The organism is Pseudoalteromonas rubra, assembly GCF_005887115.1.
Taxonomy (GTDB): domain Bacteria; phylum Pseudomonadota; class Gammaproteobacteria; order Enterobacterales; family Alteromonadaceae; genus Pseudoalteromonas; species Pseudoalteromonas rubra_F.
This window is the reverse complement of sequence record NZ_PNCJ01000005.1, coordinates 284445-297443: the sequence shown is the minus strand read 5'-3', so window position 1 is coordinate 297443 and position 12999 is coordinate 284445. Positions and strand designations below refer to the sequence as shown.

Annotated in this window: 11 protein-coding genes; 9 read left to right on the top strand and 2 right to left on the bottom strand. The window is 46.2% G+C overall.

All coding sequences use genetic code 11. The features are described 5' to 3' along the window. Positions 1-99: 99 nt before the first annotated feature. The 4 genes from CWB98_RS02220 to rluF all read left to right on the top strand — a co-directional run bounded on the left by CWB98_RS02220 (position 100) and on the right by rluF (position 4643). Positions 100-1317, top strand: coding sequence for an EAL and HDOD domain-containing protein (locus CWB98_RS02220; RefSeq protein ID WP_138543345.1), 1218 nt, complete (start codon positions 100-102; stop codon positions 1315-1317). Positions 1318-1391: 74 nt separating this feature from the next. After that, on the top strand, positions 1392-2417 hold the full coding sequence (locus CWB98_RS02215) for a DUF418 domain-containing protein (RefSeq protein ID WP_171045563.1): 1026 nt from the start codon (positions 1392-1394) through the stop codon (positions 2415-2417). A gap of 30 nt (positions 2418-2447) precedes the next feature. Further along, complete coding sequence (locus tag CWB98_RS02210) at positions 2448-3545, top strand: ABC transporter substrate-binding protein (protein WP_138543621.1); 1098 nt, start codon at positions 2448-2450, stop codon at positions 3543-3545. A gap of 150 nt (positions 3546-3695) precedes the next feature. Next, complete coding sequence (gene rluF, locus CWB98_RS02205) at positions 3696-4643, top strand: 23S rRNA pseudouridine(2604) synthase RluF (protein WP_138543343.1); 948 nt, start codon at positions 3696-3698, stop codon at positions 4641-4643. Positions 4644-4673: 30 nt separating this feature from the next. Here the strand turns inward: rluF and CWB98_RS02200 are convergent, their stop codons facing one another. Further along, a complete protein-coding gene (locus tag CWB98_RS02200; protein WP_138543342.1) occupies positions 4674-7727 on the bottom strand; it encodes an efflux RND transporter permease subunit in 3054 nt (1017 codons plus the stop codon). Position 7728: 1 nt separating this feature from the next. Beyond that, positions 7729-8808: an efflux RND transporter periplasmic adaptor subunit gene (locus tag CWB98_RS02195; RefSeq protein ID WP_138543341.1), complete on the bottom strand. Its 1080-nt coding sequence runs from the start codon at positions 8806-8808 to the stop codon at positions 7729-7731. A gap of 96 nt (positions 8809-8904) precedes the next feature. On the opposite strand from CWB98_RS02195, the gene CWB98_RS02190 reads away from it, so the two are divergent. From CWB98_RS02190 to CWB98_RS02170, 5 genes are all read left to right on the top strand, one after another. After that, complete coding sequence (locus CWB98_RS02190; protein ID WP_138543340.1) at positions 8905-9801, top strand: LysR family transcriptional regulator; 897 nt, start codon at positions 8905-8907, stop codon at positions 9799-9801. Next, complete coding sequence (locus CWB98_RS02185; protein ID WP_138543339.1) at positions 9785-10102, top strand: MGMT family protein; 318 nt, start codon at positions 9785-9787, stop codon at positions 10100-10102. Before CWB98_RS02190 ends, CWB98_RS02185 begins: the two co-directional genes overlap by 17 nt. Before the next feature lie 34 nt (positions 10103-10136). Then, positions 10137-11108, top strand: coding sequence for a YbgA family protein (locus tag CWB98_RS02180; RefSeq protein ID WP_138543338.1), 972 nt, complete (start codon positions 10137-10139; stop codon positions 11106-11108). Beyond that, positions 11108-12487 (top strand): deoxyribodipyrimidine photo-lyase, encoded by a 1380-nt coding sequence (gene phrB, locus CWB98_RS02175; RefSeq protein ID WP_138543337.1) that lies wholly within the window; start codon positions 11108-11110, stop codon positions 12485-12487. Before CWB98_RS02180 ends, phrB begins: the two co-directional genes overlap by 1 nt. 231 nt (positions 12488-12718) lie before the next feature. After that, positions 12719-12994 carry an HU family DNA-binding protein gene (locus CWB98_RS02170; protein WP_054016655.1) on the top strand — a complete coding sequence of 92 codons (276 nt, stop codon included), beginning with the start codon at positions 12719-12721 and terminating at the stop codon, positions 12992-12994. Positions 12995-12999 lie beyond the last annotated feature (5 nt).

Sequence of the window (12999 nt, the reverse complement as noted above, 5' to 3'; positions counted from 1 at the left end):
TTTTTTCTAATGAAATGGGGTTAAAATATTCCCCAATAGAACAAACTAATAAAACAAAAGTGCTATTAATTTGAGCAGTAGATAGCTGGGAGCAATGATTTGAAAGTGTTTGTGGCAAGGCAGGCCATCTTTAATCGAAAGAAGCAGGTGGTTGCGTATGAATTGCTGTTTCGTGATGGTAAACAAAATTGCTTCCCCAACATTGCTGATGATGCCGCGACAGCCAGGCTGATTATGGACAACCAGCTTAATTTGGGAACCCGTTATCTGACGTCGGGAAAGAAGGCGCTTATTAATATCGGTGAAGAGTCACTGAATCAGGAGCTTGCACATTTCTTACCAAGCAGTGACGTAATCCTCGAGCTACTCGAAACCATTCCTCCAACGAAGGATAATTATGAAAGAGTGAGACAACTGTTTCATAATAATTATCGTTTGGCGCTGGATGACTTCACCTACTCTAAAGACTGGGAGCCTTTTCTTAAGCTGGTCAGACTTATTAAGTTTGATTTAGTTGAAAGTCCGCTGGAGACGATAGCCCCACTGGTAGAGCAACTAAAGCAGCGCAAAAACCTCAAGCTACTCGCCGAAAAAGTCGAGACTGAAGAAGAGTTCGTGCAAGCGAAAAAGATGGGCTTTACATTTTTCCAGGGTTACTTTTTTGCAAAACCAACCATGATATCCCAGCAGGACATCGAAATTAATTATGCCATAGTCATGTTGATTTATGCCGAAGTGCTGAAACCTCATATGAATTTGGGGCGGATCTCCGAGCTATTCGCCCAGGATACAGCATTGGCCTACAAGCTGCTACGTCTGATAAATTCTGGTGTCTTTCCGATAAAAAGCCGCATCGAATCCCTGAAACAGGCGCTTGTTTACCTTGGTAATGAGCGTGTGCTCAAGTTTGTAAATCTTATCATGACGGCACATGTAGCAACGAACAAGCCAACCGAGCTGACCCGTCTGAGTATTGTTCGTTCACGCTTTTGTGAGCTGATTGCCCAGCAGATCGCCCCTGGCATTGCAAGTATGAGTTTTCTGACGGGGCTGTTTTCATTGCTTGATGCAATTTTAGATAAGCCAATGGAGTTGTTGGTGGGACGTTTGCCATTTCCAGAAATAATACACGACGCGCTGTTAGGTAAATCAAACACGTTGTATTACATTTTGAATGTCGTGAAAGCCTATGAGAGTGGCAGCTGGTGGGCATTACAAGAAGCCTGTGCATTACTCAATATGCCAGACGAAAGCTTACCCGAGTTCCATGCGTCGGCTGTTACTTGGGCTGATATGTATCGTGATCATGTGTATTAATGTCAAGAAACTCATTTATTGACAGTGTAAGGGGGTTTGCCTTACTTGGTTTGAGTCTGACCAACCTGTTTTTTATGGCCAATGTTGAGTACGGCTATATTCCTCCTGTCGACACAGACCTATTTGAACTTGGGTTGTCTTTTGTGACAACTGTATTGGCTGATGGGCGATTTAGAACCTTGTTTTGCCTGGTGTTTGGTGCTGCTTTAATTATCCAGTTTAAAAGATATGAGCAGAGCGCTGATTGCCTTTTCCATATCAAAACCAGGCTATGCGTGCTCGCTGTGTTTGGTATCGTGCATGGGTACTTGCTATGGCCCGGAGACATTTTGCTAAACTACGCGTTGTCAGGATTGCTGGCTCTGATGTGGTTAGACTCAAAACATAGACTGTTTGCAGCTGGCTTACTGACCGTTTTGCCAGTGGGGTTATTGGTTATGCTCAGTTATCTTGTGCGCGAACCCGCGATAGATCGTGCAAGCTTAGAGTATGCCATTATGATAAATACCTTGCCGCTGACCTACAACGAGTTGCTGAGCCAGAATATGGGCAACTTCACCATGATGATTTTACTCATTCCCATTGCCACTTTATGGAATACCCTCGGATTAATGTTGCTGGGTATGGAGCTGTATGAACGCGGATGGTTTACACAGAAAATATTACTTGCTCGGAAGTGGCTATGGGCGGCATGGTGGGCCAGTTTTTGTGTCTCGTTGCTCCTTTGGCTTGTGAAAGAGTCGGTCATGGGGCAGGTGCTCGAAACAGTAAACTGGCTTGCAGCCATCCCTATGGCACTATGTTATTTAGTTTTGATTCAAGCTATATATAAAAACATCCCCACGTTGAGCGGCGTGCTGGCGATAGTGGGGCGTTATTCTTTGACGCTTTACTTAACCCAAACGGTAATCGGAATTGGCTTTTTTCATTTCGTTTTTCCGGACAGCCGACTCTCGTTTACCCGTATCGATTACTTTTTGTTTTTCCTGATCCTTACGCTGGGGCAAGTGATTTTAGCTATACTACTTAATAGGGCTGAAAAGCTCGGCCCAGCAGAGTACATATTGAAGCGTTGCGTAGGGTATCTGGGCCGTGCGTGATACAAAAAAAGGCAGTTTATCGTGAAGTTTATGCAGTGTATTTTCTGGCTATTTCTGTGCTTGTCATCTCATTTGAGCTTTGCAAAGGCGGACTTTTCAGTCCTGTTGGTTAATCCTTCTATATCCGGTGAGCCTTTTTGGCAGAAAGTTGAATCTATTGCACAGGCCGCCAGTAAACAGCTCAATGTTAAACTCGATGTGATATATGGTGACGGAAGTCGCTATATTCAGCTCGCCGAGCTACAAAAGTATCTGGAATATCGTGCCACCCCCGACTTCGTTGTACTGATGCTATATCCGGGCAACGCAGAACAGCACCTGGATCTGTTGGAAAAATATGGGGTTCAATATCTGACCCTGGAACAAACCATTAGTGGACCTGAACAGACAGAAATAGGTAAACCCGGACAAAGGTATAAAAACTGGCTGGGAGAAATTTACTTTAATAATTTTCGTGCCGGGGCCGACCTGGCAAAGGCATTGACAGAGTCTCTGCGAGAGAAAAACAGCGATGTTAAACCTCTGGCGTTTGCAATTAATGGTCACTATGGCAGCGAATCAGATGCTCGCAATCAGGGGGCACAGTCGTATTTCGGAAGTCAGGGGGTCGCGCTACAGCAATCTATCTATGCTAGTTGGTCGAAGACTCAGGCAATGGAAAAGACTCAACGACTACTCAAGCGCTATCCTGATACAAATATTATTTGGAGTGCGTCTGATTTAATGGCCATGGGGGCACTTAGCGCGGTCAAGCAGCAAGGAGGCGACAAAGGCAGGTTTGTTGCAATTGGCGGCTTTGACTGGCTCAATGATACACTTGGACTGATCGAAAAAGGTGAGTTACAGGCCTCCGTTGGTGGGCATTTTATTATGGGCGGTCTTGCCATTTTGTCCTTGTACGATAGATTTCACGGTCATAAATACTGGCAAGAGCACCAGTCAATTACGTACCCTTTGGTTGTCATTAATAAGCATAATGTGCATCGCTATATTTGGTTGGCTGATAAATCAGACTGGTCAGATGTTGATTTTAGCAAGTTCAGTTTACTAAAAAACAATCAGGCGCAATATTTGGTCTCTCCTGCATTTCTGGCACGAGACTTGGCCTCCGGTTTGATATCTGAGTAACAGTTTCTAAGCGCCTGTATCCTTTGGGTGTACATTGATAACGAAACATTTCTACTGGCTGGTAAAGTTTGTTACCATGCGCTTCCTGTAACTCACCTGGTCGTAAGGTGAGTATTGCCTCTATGTACAAGAAAAGATAACAGCTTCTTTATGAATGAACTTAAGCGATTGAATAAATACATCAGTGAAACTGGGTTTTGTAGCCGCAGAGAAGCGGATTCGCTGATCAGCGACGGTCGGGTATCAGTAAATGGCCAGGTCGCCGAAATGGGACTCAAGGTCGGTGATGCAGACACCATATTGATTGATAATAAACCGCTAAAATCTAAGCCAAAGCGGGTGTATATCGCTTATAACAAGCCAGTGGGTGTAACCTGTACAACAGAGCGTAAAATAAAAAGTAATATTGTCAGTGCAATCCAGTACCCTGAGCGTATCTTCCCCATAGGCCGATTGGACAGGCCTTCTGAGGGCTTGATCTTTTTGACCAACGAAGGCGATATCGTCAACAAAATCCTTCGAGCTGGCAATAACCATGAAAAAGAGTACGTGGTGACGGTCGACAAGCCTGTTACTGATGAGTTTATTCGTGGCATGCGTTCAGGTGTGCCAATTCTTGGCACTGTGACTAAAAAGTGTTTTGTTAAGAAAACGTCTGCGAAGCAGTTCACCATAATCTTGACACAGGGGCTTAATCGCCAAATACGACGCATGTGCGAATACTTTGACTATGAGGTACAAACGCTTAAACGTGTGCGCATCATGAATGTCAATTTGAATGGACTGCGCCCGGGGCAGTGGCGTCACCTCAGTGAATCGGAAATGGCTGAGATCAATGCCTCAATCGAAGGGTCATCGAAAACGGAAGAAGCATCCGTGGATGAACAAAAGCGTGTTGCACGACAACCGGCGAGGTCAGACCATAGTCGTCATGAGTCGTCACCAAAAAGTACCAGGAGTGCATCAGGTCAGGCTAAAAAGCATCATGGCCCAAGCAAAAATCGACCTGAAAAAGCAGCACGTTCTGAAAAGCCAAAAAGCCGTGCGGGTGCTAATCCACGCAAGCGAGTTAAAGGGACATTGTCTTTGAAAAAATAAATGAAAAAGGGCCGCATAGCGGCCCTTTTACTATTTCGGTGCGGTTACTTTAAAAAACAAACAGTAAATGACAGGCAGGACTATCAAGGTCAGGACTGTCGCAAAGCCCAGGCCAAACATGATGGTCACGGCCATGGATTTAAAAAACACATCGAACAACAGAGGGATCATACCCAAAATGGTGGTGACCGCAGCCATCGACACGGGTCGCACACGGCTCACACCGGAATCGAACACCGCCTGGTAGGGGTCTTTACCACTGTCCAATTCCAGATTTATTTGATCCATCAGAACTATGCCGTTTTTAATCAACATACCAGATAAGCTGAGTAACCCAAGTAGTGCCATAAAGCTGAAGGGGGCCTGAAATATGACCAGCCCCGCTGTCACTCCTATAATGGCAAGGGGTACCGTGCTCCAGATCACCAAAGGTTTGCGTACAGAGTTGAACAGCAGCACTGTAATGATAAACATGGATAAGTAACCCAAAGGAAGTGAGCCAAAAATTGCCTTTTGCGCTTTGCTGGAGGACTCGAATTCGCCGCCCCATTGCATTTCATAACCTTGAGGTAGCGCTATGGCTTCAATGTCAGCACGGACTCGGGCAAACAGCTTTGCCGGTGTTTCATTGCCAATGACATCATGGTCTGCCATGACAGTGATAGTCCGCTTGCGGTCGCGGCGCATTATCAGGCTGTCCTCCCAGACAACCTCTACGTCATCGAGGATCTGGCCTAAAGGCACATAGACATTGAGAACAGGGCTGAATATCTGCAGGTCAACGAGATTTTCAACATTGCGTCTTTCAATTTCCGGGGCACGCGCCACGATTGGCAGCATTTTGGTCCCATCTCGATACAAGCCGACTTTGTTGCCCGATACACTGGTCAGCAATAGTTGGTCGAGATCGGATTTACTGATCCCCAGGCGGCGTGCTTTTTGCTCATTAAACACAGGCTCCAGCACTTTAGAACGCTGACGCCAGTTATCACGGATATTAAATGCCCCTGAGTCTTGCGCTAACCGATTTTTTGCCTGATCTGCAAGCTGACGCAGGACCACAGGATCTGGCCCAGAAAAGCGGGCTTCAATTTTAGCATCTGTCGATGGGCCAATCTCCATGCGCTTGATTTTGAGTTTGCCGTCGAGTTCATTGTTAGCAGCAAAGTCTCTTACCTTCGCTATCATTGTTGCCACGGCGTCCCGGTCGGTAACCCGAATGATTAACTGGCCATAAGAAGCATATTGTTTTTCCGGGCTATAGGTGAGCATAAATCGGGGGGCACCCTGACCTATAGTAGTTGTGATTTCCTCGACCAGATCATCAGATTGTAAAAACCGTTCAAGTTTTTCTAGGTTGTCTGCTGTACTGCGAATATCAGCCCCCTGATAATGCCAATAGTCGACATAAAACATAGGTGTGTTTGAAGCTGGAAAAAAGGACTGCTTGACTGATTTAAAACCAACCATTGCACACCCGAGTAGTGCAATCATAGCAACAACAGTTGTCCAGCGGAATCGCAGGCAAGCTCTTAGCAGGGCTTTGTATGCGGTGAATATCAAGCCCTGGTAGGGGTCTTCATTGTCGTTACCTTGTCGGATTTCTTCTTTGAATAATATATTTGCAAAAAAAGGTGTGAGAGTGATGGCCGTTACCCAACTAAGTAGCAAGGAAATGAGTAACACCCAAAACAGGGAACCGGCAAATTCACCACTGGCATCAGAACTTAGCCCAATAGGTGCAAATGCGGTGATGCCAATCACTGTCGCACCTAATAATGGCCACTTAGTTTGCTCTACGATGTTGACTGCTGCTTTAACCTTAGTTTGCCCGCGTTTGAGGTTGATTAGTATTCCCTCAGTCACGACTATGGCATTGTCGACTAACATACCGAGTGCGATGATCAGAGCACCCAGTGAAATTCGTTGTAAGTCAATTGCAAACATCTTCATGAAAACGAATGTACCAAGCACTGTGAGAAGCAGGATACCGCCAATCAGAATACCGCTTTTGACTCCCATAAAGATCAACAGTACGACAATAACAATGGCAACGGCTTCAAGCAGACTGACGATAAATCCGTCGACGGATTTTTCTACTTCGTTGGGCTGGTTGTAAACTGTATGGACAGACATGCCGTGAGGGCGTTGATACTCCAGCGAGGCGAGGTGCTTGTCTATGGCTTTACCTACTTCTACGACATTGACACCTGAGCTGAACGAGATACCGAGCAGCAAAGACTGATCGCGATTGTAGCGAGTGATATGCGTCGGAATTTCTGCATACTCACGTCTGACCGTTGCAACATCACCCAGGTAGATTAGCTCTTTGGCGCCTGGCTTTGAAATCAGCAGGTCTTCGAGCTCGGAAACCTGGTTAAATTCTCCTGTGGGATGAATACGGATAGACTCGTCCCCGACACGGATCTTACCGGCATTTGACACACTGTTTTGTGTCTGGAGTAGCGAAAAAATACGGTTGTGTGATATCCCGAGTTGCGAAAGCTTCTGACTGGATATTTCAACGGTAACCTGAGCTTGTTGCTCTCCGGCAATGGTGACCTTGCTGACGCCATCGACTAACACGAGCTCTCGTTTTAGGTAATCTACGTATTCCTTAAGCTCTTCATAGGAGTACCCATCTCCGGTTATAGCATACAATACGCCATAAACATCGGCAAAATCATCCATGATCTTAGGCGGGTAGACACCCGGTGGTAAATTGGGTTTTAAATCGTTTATTTTGCGCCTTAACTCGTCCCAGATTTGCTTGAGATCTTCCTTGCGGTAGGTGCTTTTCATTTCTACCGTAATTTGAGACTGGCCTGGCGAAGAAATGGACGTGACATAATCAACATAAGGCAGGCTTTGAATGGCATTCTCTATGGGATAAGTGACCTCTTCTTCAACCTGCTGAGGGGATGCACCTGGATAAACGGTGATGACCATCGCCTTTTTAAGCGTAAACTCAGGGTCTTCCAGTTGCCCAAGGCCAAAATACGAGACTGTCCCTGCTAATAGCAGCAGCAGTGCAAACATCGCACTGATGACTTTGTTTTCAATAGACCATTTGGCAAGACTCATATTACAGGCCCCGCTCTTTAGTCCAAGGGCGGACTTTCAGGCCGTCACTTAGGTGATGCACGCCGGCAGAGACAATGATTTCGCCCGGTTGCAAGCCACTCTTAATCTCAAATCCTTGTTGGCGTAACAAACCCGGTTGTACTGCCCGTTTTGAAACAAGCTGAGTATTGGGGTTATAGATCCAGACGTAGTGGTTGCCTTCAGCGGCCTGAGTTTGCTCTGAAAATACTGCTTCATTAGGTACGATAATCGCGGAAGTACTTTGATTGGTGATTTTACTCGGGTCGACATAGACATGTCCCGTCATACCTGCAAGCAGATTAAAGTCCTCCGGAATGGGCAGTGAAAACACGACTTTATATGTGAGGGTGACAGGGTCGGCTTGCGTGTCCCACTCTTTAATGTTTAGCAGATAAGATTTGTCCGGGTAGCCGTCGAAAATGACTGTCGGGTGATAATCTAGGTCTTTATTAACGCGGGCAACCAGTTTTTCGGGGACCTGAATAACCACATCCATACGGTCGCGTGTTTCAAGACGCAAAATATTTTGTTTAGCGACAATGTTCTCAAAGTTTTTCACGAATACTTTGGCAATCGTACCGTCAAATGGTGCTCTGAGTTCACTGTTTTCAAGGTTAGTCTGAGCGATTTTAAAGGCTGATTCGGCGACCTGCTCATTTGCCAAAGCTTGATCATACTCCGCTTTACTGGCAATTGACTTTTTATATAGAGACTCAATTCGGTTGAGCTGAGCAACGGCCAGCTCAAATTGAGCTTTCCGTTGTTGATACTGTAGCTCGAAGTCTTCCGGGTCGAGCTTAGCCAAAAGCTGTCCTTTTTTCACTTCCTGACCGGCCAATACCGGAAACTCCATTAGCTCGCCATTGACTCTGAAAGCAAGATAGGAGCCTTGGTTGGCAACGACTTCGGCAGGAAAGCTACGTAACTGACTGGCTTGTGGATCGGACACGGTATGCAGTTTAACAGGGCGAATGACTTGACTGGTTGATGCCGGCTGTGTGGCTTCCTGACAGGCAGACAATAACAGTAAAGCGGGAAAAAAGAGTGCGAGTTTATTCACGAATATTACTCCCTCAGACTAAAATTTAGTGCAGGATAATGAATTTAGGCATAAAATAAAAATTATTAAAACTTTGGTTTAAAATAAATATTATTTATGAAGTTGGCAGACATTCAAGTACTCGATGCCGTGGCAAATGCACAAAGCCTGAGCGAGGCCGCAAAACGATTGTATAAATCACAGCCGGCGGTAACGCAAGCCTTAAAAAGGCTGTCAGATGAGCTGGGCTTTGCACTGGTAACGCGAGAAGACTATCGGATAAGGCTTACAGAACAGGGCAAACGCTTTCATCAGCACGCCCAAAAGTTGTTAGAGCATCACAACCACCTAAAAATTCTGGCGGATGAATTTTCTCAGGGCAATGAAGCAAAATTTCGCATTTGCTATGAACCCATGTGCCATCAGGAGACGTATAACGCCCAGATTAGTAGCACTTTTAAGCAATTTCCTTCAACTGAGCTGGTGATCTCTAGCGGGAGGCGTTTTGTTGCCCTCGAGCAGGTCAATGCTGGCGCTGCTGACCTCGGGATAGGCCCTTGGTTCGACTTGTTTCATGCCACCGGAGAGCTTGAATCCGTTGCAATCGGAGAAACTAAGCTTGGCGTGGTTGCTAAACGAGGCCTGTTGCCTAAACGTATGTACTATGATCAATTGAGTCTCTATCCTTGTCTGGCAATGGTAGAAAGTGGTTTTGATTTTGACAGTGAACGTTTGGCTTATTCCAGGGGATTACATGTGATGAAACTGGATGATGTCAGTACCATTAAACTATTCTTATCTCAGGGGGTTGGGTTTGCATTGACCAGCCTTAATACCTGTCGACAGGAGTTGGAAAGCGGCGAGCTTGAGCGCATTGAGATTATTGACAGGCAACATGAGTTCACTGCAGCAATACACGCATTTCGTCGCCACCAGAGTCATTATGGGCCGGTTGCCCGGCATTTATGGCAGCAGTTCACAGTATTAGGAGCGCAGTTTGCTAGAGGAAGCTAGAGAAGAATTCAGAAGCAAAGTCTTCACCCTGATTGGTGCCATTCCATCTGGCAATGTAGCAACGTACGGGCAAATAGCGGCTCTTGCCGGGGCTCCAAAGCATGCTAGGGCAGTTGGTTACTTGCTGAAGCATTTACCAGTGGAGTCGAGTCTGCCCTGGCACAGAGTGATCAACAGCCAGGGAAAGATATCTTTCCCACCTGAGAGCGATAAGTTCAGTGAGCAGAGTGCGTTATTGCGCTCAGAGGGAGTGCAGATACAAGGTGGTAAAGTTGCTTTACGCCGGTATCAGTGGTGCTAAATCTATCCGTCATTTTTAAGTTATGGAGAGAGCAATGATAGAGCAAGCTTTTAACTTCAACAGCCCAATTAAAATAGGGATTAGCGCATGTTTGGCAGGGGATAAAGTGCGTTTTGATTCCGGGCATAAACGCAGTAATTTTTGTATGGACGAACTGGCTGAGTACGTTGAATATGTACGTTTTTGTCCTGAAGTAGCCATTGGCTTACCCATTCCGAGAAAAACCATTCGTCAGGTCAGAGTAGAAGATGTCATTAAGGTTGGTCCTGCACACAGCGACGAAGACTACGCGCCGGATCTGGCACAATACGGAAAGAAAGTGTCAGATGAGCATGGTGCGCAGTTGTCTGGCTATATCTTTTGTGCCAAAAGCCCCAGTTGTGGCATGGAGCGGGTGAAAATCTACAATGAAGCCGAAACGGGCAATACCTCTGAAGGCATAGGCATTTTTGCTGAACAGATCATGGCACGTAACCCTTTATTACCGTGCGAAGAGAATGGTCGACTGAACGACATGCATCTGAGAGAAAATTTTGTAATGCGTGTTTACGTGTACAAAAGTTGGCAGGAGCTGGTGGTCAGTCACCCTGGGTTACACGAGCTAACAACTTTTCACGCCCGCCATAAGTATTTACTGATGAGTCATAATTACGAGGCTTATCGTGAACTTGGTCGGCTGTTGGCCGAAGGCAAGGGAACAGATTTGGAAGCGCTTAGAGGCACTTACATCAAAGGGCTGATGGAAGCTTTATCGCGTCCTGCTAGACGCAAAGATCAAGCGAACACTTTGTCGCACTTACAGGGCTACTTTAAGAAAGTGCTGGGCAAGGTTGAGAAACAGGAACTTTGCCGTGCAATCGATGATTATCGCATTGGCCAGGTGCCTTTGCAGGTTCCGCTAACCTTATTACGCCATCACCTTATAATGCATCCAAACGACTACCTGATGCAACAGGTGTACTTTCATCCTTATCCTAATGAACTCAAACTGAGGTATGCGATTTAATGTCTGCACTGTTTTGGTTTCGTCGCGATTTACGTGCATATGGTAATGAAGCGCTCATAGAGGCCATAGAAAATGGGGCCCGTGATGCACTTTTCTTTGTCTGTGAGCAACAGTGGCAACAGCATAATGCTGCACCTGTACAGGTTGATTTGCTTAAACGACGCGTGGTGTGGTTGGGACATAAACTGGCCGAGCTAGGTGTGCGCTTGCACGTACTCGATGCCGGTAGCTTTGCCCAGGTACCTGCATTGCTAGCTCAGTTTTGTCAGACCCATGAGGTTAATCAGGTTTATGCCAACCGCGAGTACGAAGTGAATGAGCAGGCCAGAGACAGCGCCTGTCATGAGGCAGGGATACCGTTGCGTCTTTTCGATGGCGATGTGATAGCACCACCGGGGAGTGTTACGACGGCCAGTAACGAAATGTACAAAGTCTTTACGCCATTTAAAAAAGCCTGGCTCAAACAGTATGAGCAGCAACACTTTTTTCTGCCTGGTTGGCCAGAGTTCGATATGACGCCACACAAGTGGGAAGTCCCTGAGCTGCTAATGGGCGACGGAAGCTCAGATAAGTGGCCAGTGGATGATGAAACCCTTGTGAAGGTCGCTCAGGCGTTTATTCAGGATAAAATGGCAGACTACAAAGAGCAGAGGGACTTTCCGGGTGTAAAAGGCACCTCAGGACTGAGTCCTTATCTTGCATTGGGAATGGTGTCGGTGAAGCAATTATTGGCTGAAGTCCAGCTGCATTTTCCTGATCTGCTGCACCTGACCAGTACACCTGCGTTCAGCTGGGTGAATGAGTTGATCTGGCGCGAATTTTATCGACACCTTATCTGCGCTTATCCAAAACTGTGTAAAGGCTTTAATTTCAATGAAAAGTACAATGATGTGAATTGGCGTCAGGATGAGGCTCAGTTTGAAGCCTGGTGTGCAGGAAAAACAGGTTATCCGATAGTTGACGCTGCGATGCGCCAGCTTAACCAGACTGGCTGGATGCATAACCGTTTGCGCATGATAGTGGCAAGTTTCTTAACGAAACACCTGTTGATTGATTGGCGCAGAGGTGAGCAGTACTTTATGAGCAAGCTGATTGATGGTGACCTGGCCAGTAACAACGGTGGCTGGCAGTGGGCTGCCAGTACGGGATGTGATGCACAACCTTATTTTCGGATTTTCAACCCAATCAGTCAAAGTGAAAAGTTCGATCCACAAGGCGATTTCATTCGTAAGTTTGTGCCAGAACTGAGCGAGGTACCCGCGAAGTCCATCCATTTCCCTCATGATTATTTACAGGCATTTGCCATAGATGGTTACGTTGAGCCCATAGTGCAGCACAAAGTTGCAAGGGAAAGAGCATTGGCCGCGTTTAAGGTTTAAGCGGCTACAGAGGGTTCCCGTGGGCTCAGTAATGACGGGGGCTGAGACAGGGTGTGTGCAAATCAATCAAAAAGTGTACGTTTTTGTGCCTGATATGATTACACCCGCGTCATATAAGGCCAAATTGCGTAAATATTTTAGTTAAAAGGGGATTTTAGGCTTGCACAAAGAAAAAAAATGGATAACCATAGAATCCGCTTCGGCAAATTATAAAAACATAGGAATTATACAATGAATAAAGCTCAACTAGTTGAAAAGATGGCGGCTGACGCTGAGATCTCAAAAGCTGCAGCGGCACGCGCGCTGGAAGCATTCACTGGTGCTGTAACTCAGTCTCTAAAAGATGGTAACTCAGTGGCACTGGTTGGTTTTGGCACTTTCTCTGTAAAAGAGCGTTCAGCGCGTACGGGTCGTAACCCTCAAACTGGCGCTGAAATCCAAATTCCAGCGGCGAATATCCCTTCTTTCAAAGCGGGTAAAGGCCTTAAAGATCAGGTTAATCCGTAATAAAC

Coding starts and splice junctions, on each gene's coding strand:
- CWB98_RS02215 (WP_171045563.1), top strand. CDS start 1,392: ATGGCCAATGTTGAGTACGGCTATATTCCTCCTGTCGACACAGACCTA.
- CWB98_RS02210 (WP_138543621.1), top strand. CDS start 2,448: ATGCAGTGTATTTTCTGGCTATTTCTGTGCTTGTCATCTCATTTGAGC.
- rluF (WP_138543343.1), top strand. CDS start 3,696: ATGAATGAACTTAAGCGATTGAATAAATACATCAGTGAAACTGGGTTT.
- CWB98_RS02200 (WP_138543342.1), bottom strand. CDS start 7,727: ATGAGTCTTGCCAAATGGTCTATTGAAAACAAAGTCATCAGTGCGATG.
- CWB98_RS02190 (WP_138543340.1), top strand. CDS start 8,905: ATGAAGTTGGCAGACATTCAAGTACTCGATGCCGTGGCAAATGCACAA.
- CWB98_RS02180 (WP_138543338.1), top strand. CDS start 10,137: ATGATAGAGCAAGCTTTTAACTTCAACAGCCCAATTAAAATAGGGATT.
- phrB (WP_138543337.1), top strand. CDS start 11,108: ATGTCTGCACTGTTTTGGTTTCGTCGCGATTTACGTGCATATGGTAAT.
- CWB98_RS02170 (WP_054016655.1), top strand. CDS start 12,719: ATGAATAAAGCTCAACTAGTTGAAAAGATGGCGGCTGACGCTGAGATC.